The organism is Bifidobacterium sp. UBA744 (genome assembly GCA_002298605.1).
GTDB lineage: Bacteria > Actinomycetota > Actinomycetes > Actinomycetales > Bifidobacteriaceae > Bifidobacterium.
Window position 1 is genome coordinate 42,015 of the sequence record DBKS01000055.1, and the last position, 22,433, is coordinate 64,447.

16 protein-coding genes are annotated in these 22,433 nt (G+C 62.6%); 1 reads left to right on the forward strand and 15 read right to left on the reverse strand.

Going from position 1 to position 22,433, the window contains the following annotated elements; all coding sequences use genetic code 11:
• Window positions 1–133: 133 nt before the first annotated feature.
• From B2994_RS05870 to lepA, 12 genes are all read right to left on the reverse strand, one after another.
• Entirely contained in the window at window positions 134–691 is a 558-nt protein-coding gene (locus B2994_RS05870) for a SixA phosphatase family protein (RefSeq protein ID WP_291527433.1), read from the reverse strand.
• Between the two features lie 109 nt (window positions 692–800).
• Window positions 801–1,877: a tRNA (adenine-N1)-methyltransferase gene (locus B2994_RS05875; RefSeq protein ID WP_414630654.1), complete on the reverse strand. Its 1,077-nt coding sequence runs from the start codon at window positions 1,875–1,877 to the stop codon at window positions 801–803.
• 131 nt (window positions 1,878–2,008) lie between these two features.
• Complete coding sequence (locus tag B2994_RS05880; RefSeq protein ID WP_291527434.1) at window positions 2,009–3,925, reverse strand: ABC transporter ATP-binding protein; 1,917 nt, start codon at window positions 3,923–3,925, stop codon at window positions 2,009–2,011.
• The gene (locus tag B2994_RS05885; RefSeq protein WP_291527435.1) at window positions 3,925–5,676 is read right to left on the reverse strand and encodes an ABC transporter ATP-binding protein; all 1,752 of its coding nucleotides are present in this window, start codon (window positions 5,674–5,676) and stop codon (window positions 3,925–3,927) included. The genes B2994_RS05880 and B2994_RS05885 overlap by 1 nt, the downstream gene beginning before the upstream one ends.
• 80 nt (window positions 5,677–5,756) lie before the next feature.
• Entirely contained in the window at window positions 5,757–6,332 is a 576-nt protein-coding gene (locus B2994_RS05890; RefSeq protein WP_291527436.1) for a TetR/AcrR family transcriptional regulator, read from the reverse strand.
• A 224-nt stretch (window positions 6,333–6,556) separates the two neighbouring features.
• Window positions 6,557–7,417: an ABC transporter ATP-binding protein gene (locus B2994_RS05895; RefSeq protein WP_414630651.1), complete on the reverse strand. Its 861-nt coding sequence runs from the start codon at window positions 7,415–7,417 to the stop codon at window positions 6,557–6,559.
• A complete protein-coding gene (gene glgA, locus B2994_RS05900; protein WP_291527438.1) occupies window positions 7,404–8,651 on the reverse strand; it encodes a glycogen synthase in 1,248 nt (415 codons plus the stop codon). Before glgA ends, B2994_RS05895 begins: the two co-directional genes overlap by 14 nt.
• Before the next feature lie 86 nt (window positions 8,652–8,737).
• A complete protein-coding gene (locus B2994_RS05905; protein ID WP_291527439.1) occupies window positions 8,738–9,211 on the reverse strand; it encodes a tripartite tricarboxylate transporter TctB family protein in 474 nt (157 codons plus the stop codon).
• A gap of 122 nt (window positions 9,212–9,333) precedes the next feature.
• Window positions 9,334–10,866, reverse strand: a complete 1,533-nt coding sequence (locus B2994_RS05910; protein ID WP_291527440.1) for a glutamate synthase subunit beta — start codon at window positions 10,864–10,866, stop codon at window positions 9,334–9,336.
• A 1-nt stretch (window position 10,867) separates the two neighbouring features.
• Window positions 10,868–15,439 carry a glutamate synthase large subunit gene (gene gltB, locus B2994_RS05915; protein ID WP_291527441.1) on the reverse strand — a complete coding sequence of 1,524 codons (4,572 nt, stop codon included), beginning with the start codon at window positions 15,437–15,439 and terminating at the stop codon, window positions 10,868–10,870.
• 159 nt (window positions 15,440–15,598) lie between these two features.
• Window positions 15,599–16,789, reverse strand: coding sequence for a radical SAM family heme chaperone HemW (gene hemW, locus B2994_RS05920; RefSeq protein ID WP_291527442.1), 1,191 nt, complete (start codon window positions 16,787–16,789; stop codon window positions 15,599–15,601).
• A gap of 3 nt (window positions 16,790–16,792) precedes the next feature.
• On the reverse strand, window positions 16,793–18,676 hold the full coding sequence (gene lepA, locus B2994_RS05925) for a translation elongation factor 4 (RefSeq protein WP_291527443.1): 1,884 nt from the start codon (window positions 18,674–18,676) through the stop codon (window positions 16,793–16,795).
• 172 nt (window positions 18,677–18,848) lie between these two features.
• Here lepA and rpsT point away from each other — a divergent pair, with 172 nt between their 5' ends.
• Window positions 18,849–19,109, forward strand: coding sequence for a 30S ribosomal protein S20 (gene rpsT / locus B2994_RS05930; RefSeq protein ID WP_291527444.1), 261 nt, complete (start codon window positions 18,849–18,851; stop codon window positions 19,107–19,109).
• A gap of 115 nt (window positions 19,110–19,224) precedes the next feature.
• Here rpsT and B2994_RS05935 read toward each other — a convergent pair whose 3' ends face one another.
• From B2994_RS05935 to B2994_RS05945, 3 genes are all read right to left on the reverse strand, one after another.
• Window positions 19,225–19,938, reverse strand: coding sequence for a trimeric intracellular cation channel family protein (locus tag B2994_RS05935; RefSeq protein ID WP_291527445.1), 714 nt, complete (start codon window positions 19,936–19,938; stop codon window positions 19,225–19,227).
• A 204-nt stretch (window positions 19,939–20,142) separates the two neighbouring features.
• Window positions 20,143–21,267 carry a branched-chain amino acid aminotransferase gene (locus tag B2994_RS05940; RefSeq protein ID WP_291527446.1) on the reverse strand — a complete coding sequence of 375 codons (1,125 nt, stop codon included), beginning with the start codon at window positions 21,265–21,267 and terminating at the stop codon, window positions 20,143–20,145.
• A 292-nt stretch (window positions 21,268–21,559) separates the two neighbouring features.
• Window positions 21,560–22,183: a 50S ribosomal protein L25/general stress protein Ctc gene (locus tag B2994_RS05945; protein ID WP_291527447.1), complete on the reverse strand. Its 624-nt coding sequence runs from the start codon at window positions 22,181–22,183 to the stop codon at window positions 21,560–21,562.
• Window positions 22,184–22,433 lie beyond the last annotated feature (250 nt).

Sequence of the window (22,433 nt, forward strand, 5' to 3'; positions counted from 1 at the left end):
ACACACGGTCTTAACCTGAACAGCCTATCAAAATGCCTGAATATCAAGCCATCAGGCCAGTTAAGATGTCGCTATAGATCAAGCTTATAACCATGCGGCAGCCGCCGCTGCGACGCTTCCGCCGGAACCCGTGCTAGTCGAAATCCTTGACCCCGAGCACCGCCACCAGCTCGGCGCAGTGGACCTGCCACTCGTCGAAGGGCTTGTCGCAGGTGAAAATCGCCACGGAAGCGGTTGACAGACCCAGTGACAGCAGATCGAGCAATCCGGGATCGGAATTCGACGACGCCAGCCACTGGCAGCTGATCGACAACGTGGGTTCATGCCCGAGGATCATGAGCACATGTGTTTTCCCGTGCGTATGCGCCAACTCGTCCAGCACCGACTGCACGCCGCCGTCATACAGACTCTGCCGGTTGTTGATGGTCGGCTTGTCGCCGAAGGACTTGAGCAACCGCTCCATGGTCTGCTGCGCGCGGACGGCGCCGGACACCGACGCGACATCCGGGACCAGTCCCAGCTCGGTGAGTCCACGGCCCACGATTTTCGCCTGCTTGGCCCCTTTGTCGGTGAGCTTCCGATTACGGTCGTTGCCGGCGTCGTACGGCTCCGCCTTGGCATGCCGCATCACAATGAGAACGTATTTGCCTCGCGCGATTTTCTTGGCCAATTTCTTGAAGTTGACGCTCATGGCAAACCCCTTCGCCGGACAACGCAATGCTTTCTGGCAATTGTACTCGTCATCGGGCCTCCGAGGCCGAACGACCCTCCCGACGACGAACGGCGTTCCCGGACAGCGGTCAGGCAACACCCTCCTCACGGCCGGAGGGCGGGGCGAGATTGCCCACCTGACGATCCAGGTCGCGAATCACCTTGCCGAGCTTGCGGTCCGAAATGTCGCGCAACTCCAGTTCGGCCAGATCCCGGGACTCGGCGTCGGCGGAATCGACATCCGTATAGGTGTCTTTGGTGGCGCGCTCACGCTTGCGCAGCGGCGCCACCCCGTCGGCCATGGCGCGGGACGTCAACAGGAACCCGGTGTGCCCCACCATCGTGTGATCGGGGCGCACGGCGAGCCCCTGCACCTTCCACGCGCGTTCCAGCAGCTCGCTCACCTGGGGTTCGGTCCACTGGTCGGCGTCCCGCAGCGCCTCGGCGAGGCGGCTCAGCTGCGTGGTGGTGGTCACATAGGCGACGAGCACGCCGCCGGGAGCCAGCACGCGATGAGTCTCGGGAAGACGGTTCCACGGGTCGAGCATGTCGAGCATGACGCGATCGTACCAATGGGCGGGCAGGGCGGCGGCCACCGAGTCGAAATCACCGGTTTTCAGATCCCACCACGCGGGTCGCTCTCCGAAATACACGGTGACGTTGGCTTCGGCGACATGGGCGAACCGCGGGCGCAGCTCGATGGTGGTGAGATTCCCCCGAGGCCCCACGGCATCCAGCAGATGCAGGCTCATGGCCCCCGATCCGGCGCCGGATTCAAGCACGCGCATGTCGCGGCGAATGTCGCCAAGCGACAGGACCTGGGCGATGTCCTTGGGGTACATGATCTGCGCGCCCCGAGGCATGGACAGCACATAGTCGGCCAGGCGCGGGCGCATCACGGCATAATCCCAGCCGCCGATCGCCCGGGCGGACTTCCATGGCTTGCCGGCGTCCCTGCCCGGATTCGCCGCATTGATCTGCGCCTCGCGCTTGGCGTGCACCGTGGTCACGACCACGCCCTCCGTGCGCCCGATCACGTCGTCATGCAGGATCAGACCGTGCGCGGTTTGCGTGGAGCCGCCCGCGACCAGCTGGTCGGTGATCATGTTCCCCCGGCGATCCGTGAACTGGACCTTCTCCCCTGCGCATAACGGCCCGCGTCGCATGTCTATCACTGCTCCTTGCTCGAATGGTCGGTATCTTGCCGAAAACATCAACCAGTGTAGCGGCCGGCGCGATCCCCGGCACGGGGTGCGCACCGGCCGCCCGATATCAGGCGGACCGTCCGGCCGCCCGCCTATTCCTCATCGCCCTGCGAGAACTGGCTGTTGTACAGATCGGCGTATGCGCCGTTCCTGGCCAGCAGCTCGTCATGGGTGCCCTGTTCGACGATTGTTCCGTGATTGACCACCAGAATCAGATCCGCGTCGCGGATGGTCGACAGACGGTGTGCGATCACGAAGCTGGTGCGGCCCTTGCGCAGCTGATTCATGGCCTGCTGGACCAGCACTTCGGTTCTCGTGTCCACCGATGAGGTCGCCTCGTCGAGAATCAGGATGTCCGGATCCGACAGGAACGCGCGGCAGATGGTCATCAGCTGGCGTTCGCCCTGGCTCAGTTCAGAGGATTCGTCCCTGAGTTCGGTGTCGTAGCCCCTGGGCAGGCGGCGAACGAATTCATCCACATGCGTGGCGCGGGCGCCGGCGATCATCCGATCGTCCGAAAGCTGCCGCCCCTCGCGCACGCCGTACAGCAGATTGTCGCGAATCGTGCCGTCGAACAGCCATGTGTCCTGCAGCACCATGCCGAAATGGCTGCGCAGATCATGGCGGGACATGGTGCGGGTGTCCACGCCGTCGATCGTGATCGTTCCGCCCTGGATCTCGTAGAAGCGCATGAGCAGATTGACCAGTGTGGTCTTGCCGGCGCCGGTCGGTCCCACGATGGCGACGGTTTGGCCCGGCTCGGCCGTCAGGGACAGGTCCTCGATCAACGGGTCGGCCGGATCGTAGGAGAACTTCACATGATCGAATTTCACCAATCCGCGCATGTCTTCGACGTCGGCGCCGTTCTCGGCGTCCGGCTCCTCCTCCTCGGCGTCCAGGAATTCGAAGATGCGCTCGGCCGAAGCCAGCGAGCTTTGCAGCATGGTGGCCATCGAGCTGAGCTCCCCGATCGGCTGCGACAACTGGCGCGAATACTGGCTGAAGGCCTGCAGGTCGCCCAGGCTCATGGTGCCGGACAGCACCTTCAGACCGCCCACCACCACAACGACGACAAAATTGAGGTTGCTGAAGAACATGGCGACGGGCTGGTTCAGTTCGGCCAGGAACTGGGCCTTGAACGACGAGTCGTACAGGTCCCTGTTGCGACGATTGAACTCCTCCGTCGCATTGCGCTCCTGTCCGAAGGCGCGGATCACCAGATGGCCGGTGAACATCTCCTCGACCTGGCTGTTCACCGCGCCGGTGGCGCTCCATTGGCGGAAGAAATACGGCTGGGACTTCCTGATGATCGCATAGGCGCACAGCACCATCAGCGGAACGACGATCAGTGACACCAGCGTCAGCAGCGGCGAGATGGTGAGCATCATGATGATGGTCCCGATGATGGAGAACACGGCGAAGACGAATTCTCCGAGCACCTGCTGCAGCGTCTGGCCGATATTGTCCACGTCATTGGTGGTACGGCTCATGATCTCGCCGCGGGGTACACGATCGAAATAGTTCAGCGGCAGACGGTCGATTTTCTCCTCGATCTGCCTGCGCATGCGGTACACGGCGTTGGTGACCAGCCGGGTCATGGTCCACCCCTGCAGCCAGCGCAGCAGCACCGTGCAGACGAACACGCAAGCGGTGATGCCGAGGATCATGGCGACTTTCGGGAAGTCGACCCCGGATCCCGGATGGATGTCCATGGTGGAGACCATGTCCACCATGGAGCCCATGCCGTTCGTCTTCATCATCGTGATGGCCTGTTCCTTGGTCATCCCCGCCGGCAGCATTTTGGAGATCACGCCTTCGAACAACACATTCGTGGCCTGTCCCATGATCTTCGGTCCAAGCACCATCGTCATGGTCGCCAGCGTCGCGGCGACAAGCACCACGGCCGTGCGAATCCTGTCCCGAACCACATAGGCAACCAGACGACGCATGGTATGCCCCCTCGGCTTGTTGGTCATCGGAGCGGATGACGGTTGTCCTCCCTTGGGCATCAGTCCTCCTCCTTCCTCGCATCGGATTGCGCAATGGCCGCGTCGGCTTGCCTCAATTGCGAATCCGCGATGTTTTGATAAATCGGGCACGTGCGCATCAGTTCCTCGTGCGTTCCCTTGCCCACGATCCTGCCGTTGTCCATGACGAGAATCTGGTCGGCGTCCATCACCGTGGAGATGCGCTGGGCCACGATGATCACCGACGAGTGGCGGGTGATCGGCTTCAGGGCGTCGCGCAGCCGGCGATCGGTGGCAAAGTCAAGCGCCGAGAAGGAGTCGTCGAAGGTGAAGATCTTCGGCGACCGCATAACGGCCCTCGCGATGCACAGACGCTGGCGCTGGCCACCCGAGAAGTTCGTGCCGCCCTGCGCCACTTCGGCGTCAAGCCCCTTGGGATTCTCACGGATGAATCCGTCGGATTGCGCTATTGCCAGGGCCTTCCACATGTGCTCCTCGGTGGCGTCGCCATTGCCGAATCGGAGGTTGCCGGCCACGGTGCCGCTGAACAGCAGCGCCTTCTGCGGGACCGTGCCGAACAGTTCTGCCAGACGGTGCGGATCGTATTCCCTCACGTCGTGACCGTCCACCAGCACGTGCCCTTCGGTGACGTCGAACATGCGCTGCGCCAAACGGATGACGGTGGATTTGCCAGATCCGGTGGCGCCGATGATGGCGGTGGTCTGACCGGGTTTGACGGTGAAACTCACGTCGTCCAGCACCGGATCGTCTGCGCCCGGATAGCGGAAGCTGACATGGTCGAAACTGATCTCGCCGTGTGCGTCGGACGGTTCATACGGATGTTCCGGCGCGACGATCGAGGGCACGGTGTCGCGCACTTCGTTGACGCGTTCGGCGGACACCGACGCGCGCGGCATCATGACGGACATCATGGCCGCCATCATCAGCGCGATGAGAATCATCATGAGGTACTGGATGAACGCCTGCAGCGAGCCGATCTCCATGCCGCCCGAATCGATGCGCTTGCCGCCGAACCACATGATCGCGATATTCGACAGGTTGATGACGAACATCATCAGCGGCATCATCAAGCTCATCAGACGACCGACGCCCAGCATGGTGGCGTAGAGCTTGTCGTTGCCGTCCTTGAACCGCTCGGCTTCGGTGTGTTCGCGGTTGAACGCCCTCACGACGCGCACGCCGGTTATCTGCTCGCGCACGATGCGGTTGAGATTGTCGAGCCGCTTCTGCAACTGGCTGAACAGCGGTCCCATACGGCTCATGAGCAGACCCGCCACCACGGCGATCACCGGAAGAATGACGACCAGCGAGCCGGTGAGCGGCACATCCTGCTTCAGCGCGAGCACAATGCCCCCGAGAAACGTGATCGGCGCCTGCAAGATGATCATGAAGCCCTGGAAGAACATCATCTGGATCTGCTGGACGTCGTTGGTCGCGCGGGTGATCAGCGATCCTGCGGAGAACCGCTCCACCTCCTGCAGGGAGAAGCCCTCGACTGCCGCGAAGTAGTCACGTCGCACTTCGTACCCGATGCGCATGGCAAGCCGCGCCGAAAAATACGCCGCCACGACGGCGGCCGCAACCTGGAGCGCCGAGAGGCCCAGCATGGCGGCCCCGTAACGGTAGATCTCATCGCGGTTGCCGGACGCGACGCCCTTGTTGATGATGTCGGCGTTCAAATTCGGCAGATACAGGCTCAGCAGCGCCTGGACGATCTGGAAGACGACCAGAGCCGCGACCTCGCCCTTGTACGGGCGCAGATATTCTTTCATAATCCGAAACATCCGATTCCATACTCCTTTCTGTGATATGCATCTCGATATGCATCGACGGCGAATCCGACGATGACGGCCTAGTGGCGCAGCACGCCATCCATGACGATGCTTGAGGCGTCATCGGCCGTGATACCGAAATCGTGGAATTCGCGGGCCATCGCCATGGACATCACCACGCTCTGCACAAAGGCCACCACGGTGTCAACCGGCATGCGCAACTGGTCGGCGTCGGGACCGATCAGGTCATGGCAACATCGCGTCAGGTACGACAGTCGTTCCTGGTAGGTGTTTTTGACGCGTGTGATCTCCGACTTATGCGCTTCGACCGCGCCCTTGGCGCGCTGACCCTCCGATCCGCGCAGAAAACGTCTGAAGATGACCATCATGTGGACCCAGGACGATATGAGGTCGGTGGCCAGCGCGATATAGACGTCAAGGCGCTCCCGCAGGCTCGGCAGTTCATGAAGGGCCGCCAGCCGGCCGTCGGCGTCGTCATTGCGTGCCATTTGTTCGAGCCGATGCGAGAACGCCGCGATCAGCAGCTCCTCCTTGGAATCGAACACCCTGAACAAGGTGCCTTCCGCCACACCGGCCGCCTGGGCAAGCTCCTTGGTGGTCATGGTCATCTCGCTGTCGACCACTTGCCGGCTCACCGCTTCCAATATGGCTTCGCGACGCCGGTCGCTCGACATTGCCCGGGCTCTCGGTTTTCTTGCCTTCGCGGATTCATTGGTCACGGCGCATCACCATACCACAAATGAGTGAGTACTCACTCATTTACTCCGAAAGAAAAAAGGGATGTGTGACGGCTCAGCACCGCATCACACATCCACCCGATTCTCCCCCGGGGACGACGCACGCCTGGGCGGCATGGCACCTACCCCGCGAACGCCATCCAACGTCCCCCATCATGCGCCACCGTCAGATCGAGCCCGAAAATGGCGCTGAGCCGTTCGGAGGTAAAGCCGTGCTCCAAATCACCGGCATAGACGATCGTGCCCGGCGCCGGATCATGACCGGCCACGTTATCGGCATACGCATCCGCCTCATTGCCGCTGACACGGCCCATGATGGCCACATGGTCAAAGCCCGGGGGGATCTCTTCCAGACGATGGGTGACGAGAATCACCGTGCGCCCGGCATCCCGCTCCCCTATCTCACTCAGCGCCCGCAGCGCGAGCTCCCGCCCGCCGAGATCAAGCCCCGTGGTGGGTTCATCCAGGATCAGCAGATCGGGATCGGCCATCAGGGCCCGGCAAATCAGCACCCGGGTCCGCTCGCCCTCGGAGAGCTTGAACATCTGCTTGCCCTCAAGGTAACCAATGCCGAACTGCGCCATCAACGCGCGCGCCCTGGCGTATTCCTCGGCGCTATACGTGTCCTTCCAGCGCCCGGTCACCGCCTTGGTGGCGGTGACCACCGCGTCGAGCGGATCCTCGTCCCCCGGAAACGCACGGGCGAGTTCTGCCGAGCTCAGTCCGATGCGCTGGCGATACGAAAAGACGTTCACCTTGCCCAACCGATTGCCGAGGATCTCGACGCTGCCCTCGGAAGGATGCCCGCGAGTGGCCATCATCCGCACCAACGAGGATTTGCCGATGCCGTTGGGTCCGAAGAGGATCCATTTCTCCCCGCGCTTGACATCCAGATTGACGTCGGTGAGGATCACGCGACGCTGACGGCGGAACTCCACGCCGCGAAGCACTAATGCAGATTCGGCCATATCACTTCCGCTCATCCAGCACGGACTGATACACGGCGACGGTGCGATCGGCGATGGACTCCCAGCTGAAATGGTCGCGGGCACGCTCGTAACCCGCATGGCCCATGCGCTTGGCACGGTCGGGATCCTCAAACACCTTGTCGATGGCCGCAGCCATGTCGTGCACGAACTTATCGGGATCCGTGGGGGTGCCGGTGCCGTCATGCAGCTGGTCGATTGGGACCAGATAGCCGGTTTCGCCATCCACCACCACTTCGGGAATGCCGCCCGTCGCCGACGCCACCACGGGCAGACCGCACGCCATGGCCTCGAGGTTGACGATGCCCAGCGGCTCGTAGATGCTCGGGCAGATGAAGGCGTCGCAGCCATGTTCAAGCGCGTTCAGTTCCGGACGCGGCAGCATCTCCTCGATCCAGATGATATTGCCCCGCTCCGCATCCAGGCGGGCGAATGCGGTTTTGACCTCCTCGGCGATCTCCGGGGTGTCCGGCGCGCCGGCGCACAGCACGACCTGGATGCCCTTGTCGATGAGATGCAGGGCCTTCAGCAGATACGGCAGGCCCTTCTGGCGGGTGATACGGCCGACGAACAGCAGCGTGGGCTTGTCGCGGTCGATGTGATAGCGATCGAACACCCCCCACCCCTCGTCATCAGGCGCGGGCGTGTCAAAATCGCTCATGGTGATGCCATTGTGCACCACCACCACCTTCGCCGGATCCACATTCGGATAAGCGGCGAGAATATCCTCTCGCATGCCTCCGGAAACCGCGATGATGCGGTCGGCGTGCTCATACGCATCGCGCTCGGCCCAGGACGACAGGTTGTAGCCGCCGCCGAGCTGCTCGCGTTTCCACGGGCGGAAGGGCTCAAGGCTGTGCGCGGTGATAACCAGCGGAATGTCGTGCAGCTGCTGGGCGAGACGGCCGGCCAGACAGGCGTACCACGTATGAGCATGCACCAAATCGGCATCCACGTCATTGGCGATCTGCAGGTCCACGCCAAAGGTCTTCAGGGCGGCATTGGCGTCGGACAGCTCCGCCGGAACGTCATAGCCGACAAGCTTGAGGCTGCCCTTCGCCCGATCGGCATTGGGGATCACGGGAACATCGTCCGAAGTGCGCCTGCCGTCAAAGGCGCGCACGGTCACGTCGATCCGCTCGGCCAGCACCTTCGACAATTCCTCGGCGTGCACCCCCGCGCCCCCGTACACATGCGGCGGATATTCCCTGGTCACCACGTCAACCTTCATAGCGTCTCCTTCGAACCGGTTTGACTCTCAACCACCTACCAATATACCGGCTGCGCCTCCACCGACACGGCAACGGGGAACACGGGTCAGACGGCCGTGCCGTTGGCGTCGAGATTCGGATTGCGCTTCGAATCACCCGCGGTGAAGAACAGGCTGAGCGTGCCGACGACGAACACCGCCGACACCGTGATGATCAGCCACAGCGGATGCTCCGGCAACCACATCACCACGAAGAACCCGATGATCGAAACGGTGATGAGCACCCAGCTGACCAGACGGGCCCATCCCTTCGCCCCGTGCGGCGCGGTGAAGCCCTTCGAGGGATTGCGATAGTTCGGGTTGGTGTTGTACGCGGTTTCCGTCGCGATGTCCTCCACATGGGCCGTGGGCTTCCAGGGACCGGAATCGTCCACGCCCTCCTGCAGGCGCCGCGACTTCTCCTGAAGCTGGTATTCGTCAATCATGCCGGAACGGCCGCGTCCACGAGTCTGATCGTATTGGGACGGGATGCCGCGGCGGCTGCGTTTCGCCTGGGCACGTCGTTCAGCGCGGTTAGCCATAGTTGCTCCCTTCGGCTAGGCATAAACAATGGATCCTGCGGTCGATGATACCGCAGGATCCAACGGCGCCATTGACCCGAACCCCTGTCCGGGTCTCAATGGCGATCCAATTCGGCAGCCGTTCAGCGAGGCAGCATCATCGGCCGGTCGGACGCCGCGATCGGGGCGGGAAGCTCGGTGGCACCGGTGAGGAACTTGTCCACGGCGGCCGCGCAGGAACGTCCCTCCGAAATGGCCCACACCACCAGGCTCTGGCCTCGTCCGGCGTCGCCGCAGACGAAAACCCCCTCCTGCGACGTGGCGAACTCGTCATCACGAGCCACATTGCCGCGACGATCGAGATCGACGGGCAGCTGATCGACCAGCGTCGTGGTGTCCGGATGCAGGAAGCCCACGGAAATCAGCACCAGATCGGCGGGCAGCACACGCTCGGTGCCCGGCTGACGGGTGAACGGGCCATCCTCGCCGGGAGCCACCGACACGACCTTCAGGCCGGTGACATGGCCGGTTTCGTCGGCGACGAACCCTTCGGAGGCCGTGGAGTTCTCAACGTGGACGCGGGCCCGTTCCTCCTCGGAACCGACAAAGTTGACCGAATCGGTGCTGTACAGGTATTCGCCGCCCTCGGCCATCGACGAGGTCTTCTGGTACAGGCGGGCGAAGGTCGGCCAGGGAGCGTTGTCCGGACGGGACGTCGGCTCCTTCGGCATGATCTGCAGCACGGTGACGTCCTTGGCCCCCTGACGGATCGCGGTGCCCAGGCAGTCGGAGCCGGTGTCGCCTCCACCGATCACGATGACGTGCTTATCCTTGGCGGTGATGTCATGCACCGGCTTGACGCCGTAGACGCGACGCGTGGCGTCGGGCAGGAACTCCATGGCGAAGTGAATGCCCTTCAAGTCGCGGCCGGGGATCTTCATATCGCGCGGCACGGTCGAGCCGATGGCCACGACCACGGCGTCATACCGATCTCGCAAATCATCCCAGCTGATGTCCTTGCCGATTTCGACACCGGTGCGGAACCGGGTGCCCTCGGCCTCCATCTGCTCAATGCGGCGATCGATCAGGTGCTTGTCGAGTTTGAAGTTCGGAATGCCGTAGCGCATCAGGCCGCCGATGGCGTCATCGCGTTCGTAGACCACCACGGTATGCCCGGCGCGGGTGAGCTGCTGGGCGCAGGCCAAGCCGGAAGGTCCGGAACCAACCACGGCCACGGTCTGGTCGGTGAGGCGCTGCGGTGGCAGAGGCTTGACGTAGCCGAGCTCCCACGCCTGGTCGATGATGGTCACCTCATCGTTCTTGATCATGGTCGGTGGCTGGTGAATGCCGAGCACGCAGGAGGCCTCGCACAGCGCCGGGCAGATACGCCCGGTGAACTCCGGAAAGTTCGACGTGGTGGACAGGCGATTGTAAGCGTCCTCCCACTTCTCCTGACGAACCAGATCATTGAATTCGGGGATCAGGTTGCCCAGCGGACAGCCGGACATGCAGAACGGGGTGCCGCAATCCATGCAGCGGGCGGCTTGCTCGGTGGTCCAAGGCTGCAGGCCTGACTCGGCATGAACGTCGAACCAGTCCTTAATGCGCTCGGATACCGGCCGCTCGGCAAGCTCGTGACGGGTGCGGACCTTCAGGAATCCTCTGGGATCTCCCATTTCAGTGGGCTCCTTCCATGACTTGTTCGTACGTCTTCTCCCACACGCCGGGCGCGGAGAAGTCGATGTTGTTGGCTTCGGCCTGCGCCATGGCGTTCAGCATGGCGACATAATGCGCTGGCACCACATGGGTGAAGCGTGTGACGGCATCGGCCCAGTCGCCCAGAAGCTCCTTGGCAAAGGCCGAACCGGTCTCCTCGGCATGCCTCTTGACCAGTTCATGAACCAGCTGCTCGTCCTCGCCCTCAAGCGGCTTGAACAGCAGAGAGCCGTCATGCGCGGCGGCGGGGTTGACCTTGTTCATGTCCAGATCGAGCACATAGGCGTTGCCGCCGGAGAAGCCCGCGCCGAAGTTGCGGCCGGTCGAGCCAAGCACCACCACGGTGCCGCCGGTCATGTATTCGCAACCGTGATCGCCGACGCCCTCCACCACAAACGTGGCACCGGAATTGCGCACCGCAAAGCGTTCGCCGGAACGTCCGGCCACGAACATCTCTCCGGATGTCGCGCCGAAACCGGTGACGTTGCCCGCGATGACGTTCTCATGCGGGTCGAAGCTCACACCGTCCTCCGCGCGGACGATGATGCGGCCACCGGACAGCCCCTTGCCTGCATAGTCGTTGACTTCACCGTAAATGCGCATGGTTTCGCCCTTGGGGATGAACGCACCGATGGACTGGCCTCCGGAGCCGTGAAGCGTCATGTCGATGGTGTTGTCCGGCAGACCCTCCTCACCATAGCGGCGGGTGATCTCATAGCCGACCATCGTGCCGACCGTGCGGTTCACATTTCGGATCGGCAGCTCGATGAGCACCGGCTCCTTGCGCTCAAGCGCGGGTTGGGCCATCTTGATGATGTCGTTGTCCAACGCCTTGCCGAGCTCGTGGTCCTGGGTCTCGGTGTTGTGCAGGATGGTCCCGGGGATCGGACCTGGCTGCATCAGCACGTTGGTCAGATCGACGCCGTCGGCCTTCCAGCGCTTGATCGCCTCGTCCTGGTCGAGACACTCGACATGGCCCACGGCCTCCTTCAGCGTGCGGAAGCCGAGCTCGGCGAGGATCTCGCGAACCTCCTCCGCGATGTACATGAAGAAGTTGATCACATATTCGGGCTTGCCCTTGAAGCGTGCGCGCAGCTCGGGGTCCTGGGTGGCGATGCCCTGCGGACAGGTGTTCTTCTGGCACGCGCGCATCATCACACAGCCTTCGACGATCAGCGCGGCAGTGGCGAAGCCGAATTCCTCGGCGCCAAGCAGCGCGGCGATCACCACGTCACGGCCCGTCTTGAGCTCGCCATCGCACTGCACGACGATGCGGGAACGCAAACCGTTGAGAATCAAGGTCTGCTGAGTTTCCGCCAAACCGATCTCCCATGGGGTGCCGGCGTGACGAATGGCGTTCAACGGCGCAGCGCCGGTGCCGCCATCATAGCCGGAGATCAGCACCACGTCGGCATGGCACTTGGCCACACCCGCCGCGATCGTTCCGACGCCGAACTCAGAGACCAGCTTGACATGCACCCGGGCCTTCGGATTCGCCATCTTCGCATCGTTGATCAGCTGCTTGAGATCCTCGATCGAATAGATGTCGTGATGCGGCGGCGGGGAAATGAGCTCCACGCCCGGAGTGGCGTGACGGACCTTGGCGATCCACGGCGGCACCTTGGCACCGGGCAGATGGCCTCCCTCACCGGGCTTGGCGCCCTGGGCGAGCTTGATCTGCAGATCCGTGGCATGGACCAGATAATTGGAGGTGACGCCGAAACGGGCGGAGGCGATCTGCTTGATACGACTGTAACGCAGCGGGTCGTTGATGCGATCGTCCTCCTCGCCGCCTTCGCCGGAGTTGGAACGCGCGCCCAGCGTGTTCATGGCGATGGCAAGCGTCTCATGCGCCTCTCGGGAGATGGAGCCATAGCTCATGGCACCGGTGGAGAAGCTCTTGACGATCTCGCTGGCCGGCTCGACCTCGCTGATGTCGATCGGCTTGCGGTCATGCTTGAACTTCATCAGGCCACGCAGAGTCATCAGACGGTTCGAGGTGTCGTTGATGTGGTGCGAGTACTTCTTGAACATCTGGTAGTCACCGCGTTGGGTCGACTGCTGCAGCAGGAAAATCGCCTCGGGATCGTTGAGATGGTCCTCACCGGTGCGCCGCCACTTGTATTCGCCGCCGGTTTCGAGGTTCATATGCGGGGTGGCGGTCCACTGGTTCGGATACGCCACACGGTGACGGATCGCCACCTCTTCGGCGAGCTCGTCCAATCCCACGCCGCCAACCTGGGAGACGGTGCCGGTGAAGTACTTGTCGACGATCTGCTTGTTCAGTCCGACGGCCTCGAAGAGCTGCGCGCCACGGTAGCTCATAATCGTGGAGACGCCCATCTTCGACATGATCTTGAGCACGCCGATCGACAGGGCCTTGGTGAGGTTCTTCACGGCGGTGGGCGCATCGACCTTGAGATATCCGGTACGGGCCAGATCCTCGACCGACTCGAAGGCGAGGTACGGGTTCACGCAGGCGGCGCCGTAGGCGATCAGCAGGGCGACATGGTGGACCTCGCGCACATCGCCGGCCTCGACGGCCATGGAGATCTGCGTGCGCGTATGGCGACGCAGCAGGTGGTGCTGCACCGCGGAGGTCAGCAGCAGCGAGGGGATCGGCCCCCAGGTGTGGTTGGACTCACGGTCGGACAGCACGATGAAGTTGCTGCCGTTGGCGATGGCCTCGTCGATTTCGCCGAAGATCTCCTCGAGGCGGGCCTCCAGCGCCTTGCCGCCACCGGCCACCTGATACAGACCCTTGACGACGTACGACTTGTAATAGCCGCCAAGCACCTTCGCCTTGTCGAGCCGCTTGAGCTGTGCCATTTCATCGGAGTTGATGACGGGCTGCGGAATGAGGATCTTCTTGGCGTGCAGTTCGGTGTCCTCGAGGAGGTTCGGCTCCGGGCCGATCGCGGATTCCAGGGAGGTGACGATTTCCTCGCGCTCCCAGTCCAGCGGAGGATTGGTGACCTGCGCGAACTTCTGATGGAAGTAGTCGAAGAGCATGCGGCTGCGCTTGGAAAGCACCGGCAGCGGGTTGTCGTTGCCCATGGAACCGAGCGGTTCCTTGCCGGTATTGGCCATCGGTGCGAGCAGCATCTTCAGATCCTCTTCGGTGTAGCCGAACGCACGCTGGCGACGCTGCACCGATTGCCCGGAATGACTCACATGCTCGCGCTGCGGCAGGTCGGACAGCTCGACGGAGTTGCCTTCGACCCACTGGCGATACGGATGCTGGGACGCCAGCTGGTGCTTGATCTCGTCGTCGGGGATCACGCGACCTTCGGCGGTGTCGACCAGAAACATCTTGCCCGGCTCCAGACGGCCTTTGGCTACGATGTTCCTCTGCTCGATCTTCGGCAGCACGCCGGCTTCGGAGGCCAGCACCAGGTATCCGTCGGAGTCGAGCTGCCAGCGGCCGGGACGGAAGCCGTTGCGGTCCAGCAGCGCGCCGACCTGGGTGCCGTCGGTGAAGATGATGTCGGCGGGGCCGTCCCACGGCTCGATCAGGGTGTTGTTGTACTCGTAGAACGCCCTGACATCGGGATCGAGGGACGTGTTCTTCTCCCATGCGGGGGGCAGCATCATGCAGATGGCGTGGGGCAGCGAGCGACCGGCCAGATGCAGCAGCTCGAGACATTCGTCGAAGGTTCCGGAATCCGAATATCCCGGCGTGGTGATGGGCAGCAGCGACTTGAATTCGCCAAGCAGCTTGGAGCTCAACCGGCCCTCGCGGGCCGACAGCCAATTACGGTTGCCCTGAATGGTGTTGATCTCACCGTTATGGGCCAGCAGGCGGAACGGCTGGGCCAGCGGCCAGCTCGGGAAGGTGTTGGTGGAGAAGCGGGAATGCACGATGGCGATGACGGTTTTCATGCGCTCATCGCTCAGATCCTTGAAGAACGGCGTGAGCTGCATGGTGGTCAGCATGCCCTTGTAGGTGATGGTACGGGCCGACAGCGAGGCGAAATACACGCCGACTTCATGCTCGACGCGCTTGCGGATGCGGAAGGTCTTGCGGTCCAGATCCACGCCGGCCAGCTCGCCGTCGGGGGACGCGACCACCAAGGTCTTGAAGCTCGGCATGGTGGCCAAGGCCTGCAAGCCCAGCCCATCGGGGTTGGTGGGTACCACGCGCCAGGCAAGGACCTCAAGCCCCTCCTCGCGCACGATATTAGCAATGGCCTGCTCCTGGCGGCCGGAAGCGGCAATGTCGCGATCAAGGAATGCGATGCCTGCCGCGTAGTGCCCCGCCGGTGGCAGCTCCGCATCGATGACGGCCCGCATGAACTCATCGGGCATGCTCATCAGAATGCCGGCGCCGTCGCCGGTGTTCTCCTCGGCTCCGACTGCGCCTCGATGGTTCAGGTTGACCAGCACCTCGATGGCATTGTCGATGATTCTGCGTTCGGGCCGCTTGTTCAACGTAGTGACCATACCGACGCCACAGGCGTCGTGTTCACTGGTTGAGTTATACAACCCTTGGGAATCGTGGATCGTCAGATCAAGCGGGGCGTGGAAAGTCACCGAAACCACCTTCAGCTGTTTTGGCGAGGCCGGTTGGCCTTGCGGTTCTTTGGTAAAAGCTTTCTTAGGGTAGCGCCGGCGCATGTCAGCTTTGTTTCACTGTCCATATACCGAATAACCCCAAAAGTCAAGACCGGTTTTTACCGCGGGAAGTGCGGCTCACAGGCCCAAGGCATCGAATATCCGCTCAATCACCAGATCGTTCAGCAGACGCCCCCGACGCGTGGCGACGATATGTGGGCCGGAACGCGTCACCAGCCCCTCCCGTTCCAGCCCGGTGACGTCCACCGGCATGGGAAGCGCATTGAGATCCAACCCGTCCCGGATGCGCATGGCGAGCATGACGCGTTCCTCGAGACTCTCCCTGGAGGATATGCTTTCGCGCCCGGCCCAGGGAACGCGACCGTCCGCGATGGCGAGCCCCCAGAGCCGGGGATGCGCGATGCCCCAGGAACGCAGGCCGATGGCGGAACCGCCGGCATGCGCGCCGTCACGACTCTGCTCGGCGAAGCCATTGTAATGCGAATGGGCTCCTGGACCCAGACCGGCCCAATCAACGTTGTTCCAATACCCGAGGTTGTGTCGCGACTCATAGCCGGGACGGGCCCAGTTGGACACCTCGTACCACTGCAACCCGGCCTGTTCGAAGAGCTCGTCGGCGATTTCGTATTTGGCCGCCTCGTCATCGTCGTCGGGTTTCGGCAACGTGCCCGCGGCGATCCGACGGCCCATTTTCGTCGTGGGCTCAACGGTTAGCGCATAGGCTGAAATATGGTTGACGCCAAGGTCGATGGCCGTGCGCACCGAAGCGCGCCAATCATCCAGGCTCTCCCCCGGCGCTCCGTAAATCAGATCCACGCTGGAGCGCAGCCCGGCAGCCCCGGCGGCCCGTATTCCGGCCGTGACATTGGCGGGCGTATGCGTGCGGTCAAGCGTGCGCAGCACATGGGGCACGGCGGATTGCATGCCGAACGAGACGCGCGTGAAACCTCCGTCCGCAAGCTCGCGAAGGTAGTCGGCATCCACCGTATCCGGATTCGCCTCGGTGGTGATCTCGGCATTGGGCGCAACACCCCACACGCGCCGAATCGCATCCAGCGTCGCCACCAGGTCGGCGGCGGGAAGAATCGTCGGCGTGCCGCCCCCGAAAAACACCGTGTCGGCGGCGGGCTCGACGATGCCGTGATCCGTCTGCCAGCGCCTGACGAGTTCCATCTCGCGGATCACCATGGCGGCGTAGTTGCCCCGGCTCGCCCCCCCGCCCAGATCGACGGCGGTGTAGGTGTTGAAATCACAATACCCGCAGCGCCGCAGGCAGAACGGCACATGGACGTAAACCTCGAAGGTCAAGGCTCAGCCTTCGCTCTTCTGGGCGGCGCGGATCTTGTCCTTGGTGTCGCGATCCTGGGATTTGTCCTCGCCGGTCGACAAGGCGGCGATGAACGCCTCCTGGGGCACTTCGACGCGCCCCAGCATCTTCATGCGCTTCTTGCCGGCCTTTTGCTTCTCCAGCAGCTTGCGCTTGCGCGTGATGTCGCCGCCATAGCATTTGGCCAGCACGTCCTTGCGCAGGGCGCGGATGTTCTCGCGAGCGATGATGCGCGAACCGATGGCCGCCTGGATCGGGATCTCGAACTGCTGTCGGGGAATCAATTCGCGCAGTTTCTTCGTCATCATCACGCCATAGCTGTACGCCTTGTCGCGATGGACGATGGCGCTGAACGCATCGACTTTCTCGCCCTGAATGAGAATATCCACCTTCACGAGGTCGGCGCTCTGCTCGCCGTCCTCGTGGTAGTCGAGCGAGGCATACCCCTTGGTGCGGGACTTCAGCTGGTCGAAGAAATCGAAGACGATCTCGGCCAGCGGAATGCGGTAATGCATCTCGACACGTTCGGTCCCGATATATTCCATCGTGCCCATGATGCCGCGATGCTCCTGGCACAGCTCCATCACGGAGCCGATGAATTCCTTCGGAGTGATGATGTCGGCTGCGACCATCGGTTCGACGATCTGCTTGATCTTGCCCTCGGGAAACTCGCTCGGATTGGTGACGTGATGCACCTGGTTGTCTTCTCCAGTCACGTCGTACGTGACGTTGGGAGCGGTGGAAATCAGATCAAGATTGAATTCGCGGCTCAACCGCTCGGACACGATTTCCATGTGCAGCAGGCCGAGGAAGCCGCAGCGGAACCCGAAGCCCAGCGCGACGGATGTCTCCGGCTCGTACACCAGCGCGGCGTCGTTGAGCTTCAACTTATCGAGCGCCTCGCGCAATTCGGGGAACTGCGCGTTGTCGATCGGGAAGAGACCTGCATACACCATCGGCTTGGGGTCGCGGTAACCGGGCAGCGGCTCGCTGGCGGGGGCCGCGGCGGATGTGATCGTATCGCCGACTTTCGACTGGCTCACGTCTTTGGCTCCGGTGATCACATACCCCACTTCGCCGGCGCCCAGCGCCTTGGTCGGCGTCATATCCGGGCTGACCACGCCGATCTCTATCGGATCGTGCGTCATGCCGATGCCCATCATATGAAGCTTCTCGCGGCTTTTCAGCTCGCCGTCGACCATGCGGATATAGGTGACGATGCCGCGGTACGAGTCATATACCGAGTCGAAGATCAGCGCCCGTGCCGGCGCCTTCGGATCGCCCTTCGGCTCGGGAACCTCGAGCACAATGCGGTCGAGCAGTTCCGCCACTCCCTCGCCGGTTTTGCCGGAGACCCGCAGCACGTCGCCGGGGTCGCAGCCGATCAGGCCGGCTATCTCCTCGGCGTGCTTGTCCGGCTCGGCGCTTGGCAGGTCGATTTTGTTCAGCACGGGAATGATGGTCAGGTCATGGTCGATCGCCATGTACAGGTTCGACAGCGTCTGCGCCTCGATGCCCTGCGTCGCGTCGACCAGCAGCACCGCCCCCTCGCAGGCCGCCAGGGCCCGGGACACCTCGTATGTGAAATCCACGTGCCCGGGGGTGTCGATCATGCCCAGGGTGTATTCGGTGCCGTCAAACGTCCACGGCACGCGCACCGCCTGCGATTTGATCGTGATGCCGCGTTCCTGCTCGATATCCATGCGGTCAAGGAAACGGTCGCGCATCTCCCGCTCCGGAACGATGCCGGACAGTTGCAGAATGCGGTCCGCCACAGTCGACTTGCCGTGGTCGATATGGGCGATGATGCAGAAATTTCGGATCAGCGACTGATCGGTGTATCCGGGTTGATTGTGCTGTGCGGCCACCGAACATTCCTCCTTGGGTGACATACCCTACTTCAAACTCGTTCCATGCTAGCCGGTTCCCATGTCAGCATTGGTGATTTCTGTGTCGTTGTCGCACGTTGTCGTGGATTCCGTGCTATCATCAGTGCTTTGTATGTCCTTGTAATACACGTTCACGTCGTTTGGAGAAACAGTGGCAAACATTAAGTCGCAGAAGAAGCGCGTGCTGACCAATGAGAAGGCCCACCTGCGCAACGTCTCGGTGAAGTCTTCCGTGAAGACCGCGATCCGCAAGACCCGCGAGGCCATCGCCTCCGGTGATAAGGCTGCCGCCGAGGCCGCCTACAAGGTCGCCGCCCAGAAGCTCGACAAGGCCGCAAGCGCCGGCGTCCTGCACAAGAACCAGGCCGCCAACCGCAAGTCCGGACTTGCCGTTGCCATCAACGCTCTGTGATCCGGAGATATCGTCGATATCGTCCTGGTCATAGGCGCTGATCATTAGCAGGACCTACCTGTTTGGGGCTTGCAGACCATCGGTCTGCAAGCCCCAATTTCATAGCCGCAGGCGGTCAGCGACGACCGCCGCCGCGATGCGCGCGCTTCGACTCGCTCGGCAAATAGACGGTGCGCCGCCGCACCGCCCCGGGCACGGTGATATCGAATTTCACCGACAGCAGCCTCATCACAATAACCAGCGCCACAATGGCAAGGTCCAGGCCTATTTCCTCCCGCTCGCCAATCAGCTGGAACTGCAGCGCCTTGCACACCGGAACGGTCAGCACACTGCCAACGGCAGCCGGAACAAAATACCAGTGCCTGTCACGAATGATCATCGGCACCTCGTTGATCAGCATGTCGCGGACCAGCCCTCCGCCGAGCGCAGTGACCATGCCCATGAACGCCGCCGTCATTCCGGAAGTGCCCAGCATCATCGCCTTCGACGTGCCGTTGACGGCGAACAGCGCCACCGCCAGGGCGTCAAGCGTCAGCATGGACCATTTCAGCTTGTCGACTTCCGGATGGAGTACGGCGACGGCCACGCCGGAGGCCAGTGCCGTCAGCACGGAGCCCTTGTCGGAGATGCCGATGGGCGTCACGTCGAGCATCACGTCGCGGATGATGCCGCCGCCCAGCGCGGTCAGCCATGAGGTGATCAGGATCGCGGTGATGTCATACTTCTTGCGCACGGCGGACAGACCCCCAACCATACCGCAGCAGAAAACCGCCACGTATTCAATGATCAGGAAGAACGTATTGCTCTCCAACGCCAATTGAGGTCCCATGCATCAGCCTCCTCTCGCCAAGCCGCACCTACGATACCAGCCGCGGTGGCTGCACACGCCACCCAGGAAGCCGACCATGGTTCGCGATATTCGACTTGAACGGCGAAAAGGCGGGATTCCCGCCTGTCGCCAGGCCCGGGAAATCCCGCCCATTCCATTGCGCGATCACGTACGCGAATATCGCGCGAATATCCGCCGAGGAGCTCAGCAGACCTTCCACATCCAGTTATGCGGATCCTCAACCTCGCCAAGCTGGATGCCAAGCAGCTCGTTGCGCAGGTCGACGGTCAGCTTGCCGGACTCGCCGTTGCCTACGGTGACGTCGAACTTCTCGGACTTGAAACGGCCGATCGGGGTGATGATGGCGGCGGTGCCACAGGCGAACACCTCGGTAACCTCGCCGGACTTGATGTCCTCCAGCAGCTGGTCGAGCGCGATCATGGTCTCGACCACGTCGATGCCGCGGTCCTGCATCAGCTGGATCAGGGAGCGACGGGTCACGCCGGGCAGAATGTTGCCGGTCAGAGACGGGGTCTCAACATGGCCGTCCTTATGAACCACCATCATGTTCATGCCACCAAGCTCCTCGAGGTAGGTCTTGGTCGCGGCGTCCACGAAGCACACCTGCTCGCAGCCGTTCTCAATGCCCTTGTACTCGCCGAGCAGCGAAGCGGCGTAGTTGCCGCCGCACTTGGCGAAGCCGGTGCCGCCGGGGCCGGTACGGAACCACTTGTCCTCAACCCAGATGCTCACCGGCTTGACGCCACCGGTGAAGTACGGGCCGGAAGGGGAGGCGATGACGCAGTAGTCGACCTCCTGGGGGGCGCGAACGCCCAGGAACGGCTCGGAAGCGAACATGAACGGACGCATGTACAGCGTGTACTCGCGACGGGAGGGAACCCAGTTGGCATCACGCTTGACCAGCGCGGCGACGGAACCCAGGAAGTCCTCAACGGGCAGCTCCGGCAGGTACAGACGCTTGGCGGAGTTCTGGAAGCGTTCGGCGTTGGCGTCCGGACGGAACAGCCACGTGGATCCATCGGCATGCCGATAGGCCTTGAGCCCCTCGAAACACTCCTGAGCGTAATGCAGCACCGAAGCGCCCGGATCCATCTTCAGCGGCGCATACGGTTCGACGCGGCGGTCGCCCCAGCCTTCGCCCTTGGTCCACGTCATATGGGTCATGTTGTCGGAGAAAATCTGACCGAACGCCGGCTTGTCGATGAGCTCCTGACGCTTCGCGTCGGATGCCGGGTTCTCGTTGGGCAGAACCGTGAACGCTTCGGTGAGCTTATCGAGCGCCGCGGGATCGTGATGAGATTCAGTCATAACCTTGTACTTCTTTTCATATGTTCCCCGCCTCGGCGGAAGAACGTCCTGCTATGATGCCTATGCGCTTGTGGCGCTTGGCCTAGCTCGTAATATTGCACAACTTTGTCATGCATTGGTGCCGCGGTTCACATTATGAAAACTTTGAACCGGCTATAAGGCGCGGACGGGATGCGCCGCCCGTCCGGCCCGTGCGGACAGTCAAAAACGCGTATGGGGAGGACGCGAATCTCGCATCCTCCCCATAAGCCCCCTCTCCACGAGGGGCTGCAGTATCGCTCTACCGGAGCAATCAGGCCTTGGCAGCGGCGGCGTCGGCGGCCGGAGCGGCAGCGTCGGCGGCCGGAGCGGCAGCCGGGGCCTCGGCGGAGACGTCATCCGGGACCTCGACGCTGACGACGGAATCCTCAAGATCGTCGATGACGAGCTCGGCGCCTTCGGGCAGCTTGACGTCCTTGGCGAGAACCTTGGCGCCGTCGGCGAGGCCGTTCACGTCGATGACGATCTTCTCGGGCAGGTTGGCCACGTCGGCGCGGACCTCGAGGTTCTGCATATCGACGAACGCGACGGCGGCGCCCTTGGTGACGCCCTCGACGAACACCGGCACCTCGACGACGACCTTCTCGCCGGCGCGGACCTCATAGAAGTCCACATGCTCGATGATGCGCTTCACCGGGTTGCGCTGAACGTCCTTGACGATGGCCATCTTGCTGTCGTCGCCGAACTTGATGTTGAACAGGGCGTTGCGCTGGCGCAGGGCGTTGGTGGTCTCCTTCAACGGGAGCTTGATGAACGCGGGCTCCGCGCCGCCGGCGTAAATGGTGGCCGGGATCAGGTTGGCGACGCGCATGCGACGGGCCGCACCCTTGCCGAATTCGTTACGAACTTCACCTTCAAGCACGATGGTGTTTGCCATAGTGATTCTCCTTGAGTCAATATTTTCTAGTCGTTCTGCCATAAGGCGCCACGACGCGCCGCAGAACGCATCCCACAAGGAGTGCGATCACGTCGAGTCGATTACGGAGTGCCGTGCGGCCTCCCTCGCCAAGACTGGCGTCCCGATCGACGCGGCCATATGCCACACGCCCATCAAGACAACGTTCACCAGTATATCGGACAAACGGACAAACACACCGGCGACGGCAGACGCACGCCGCGGGCAGGCA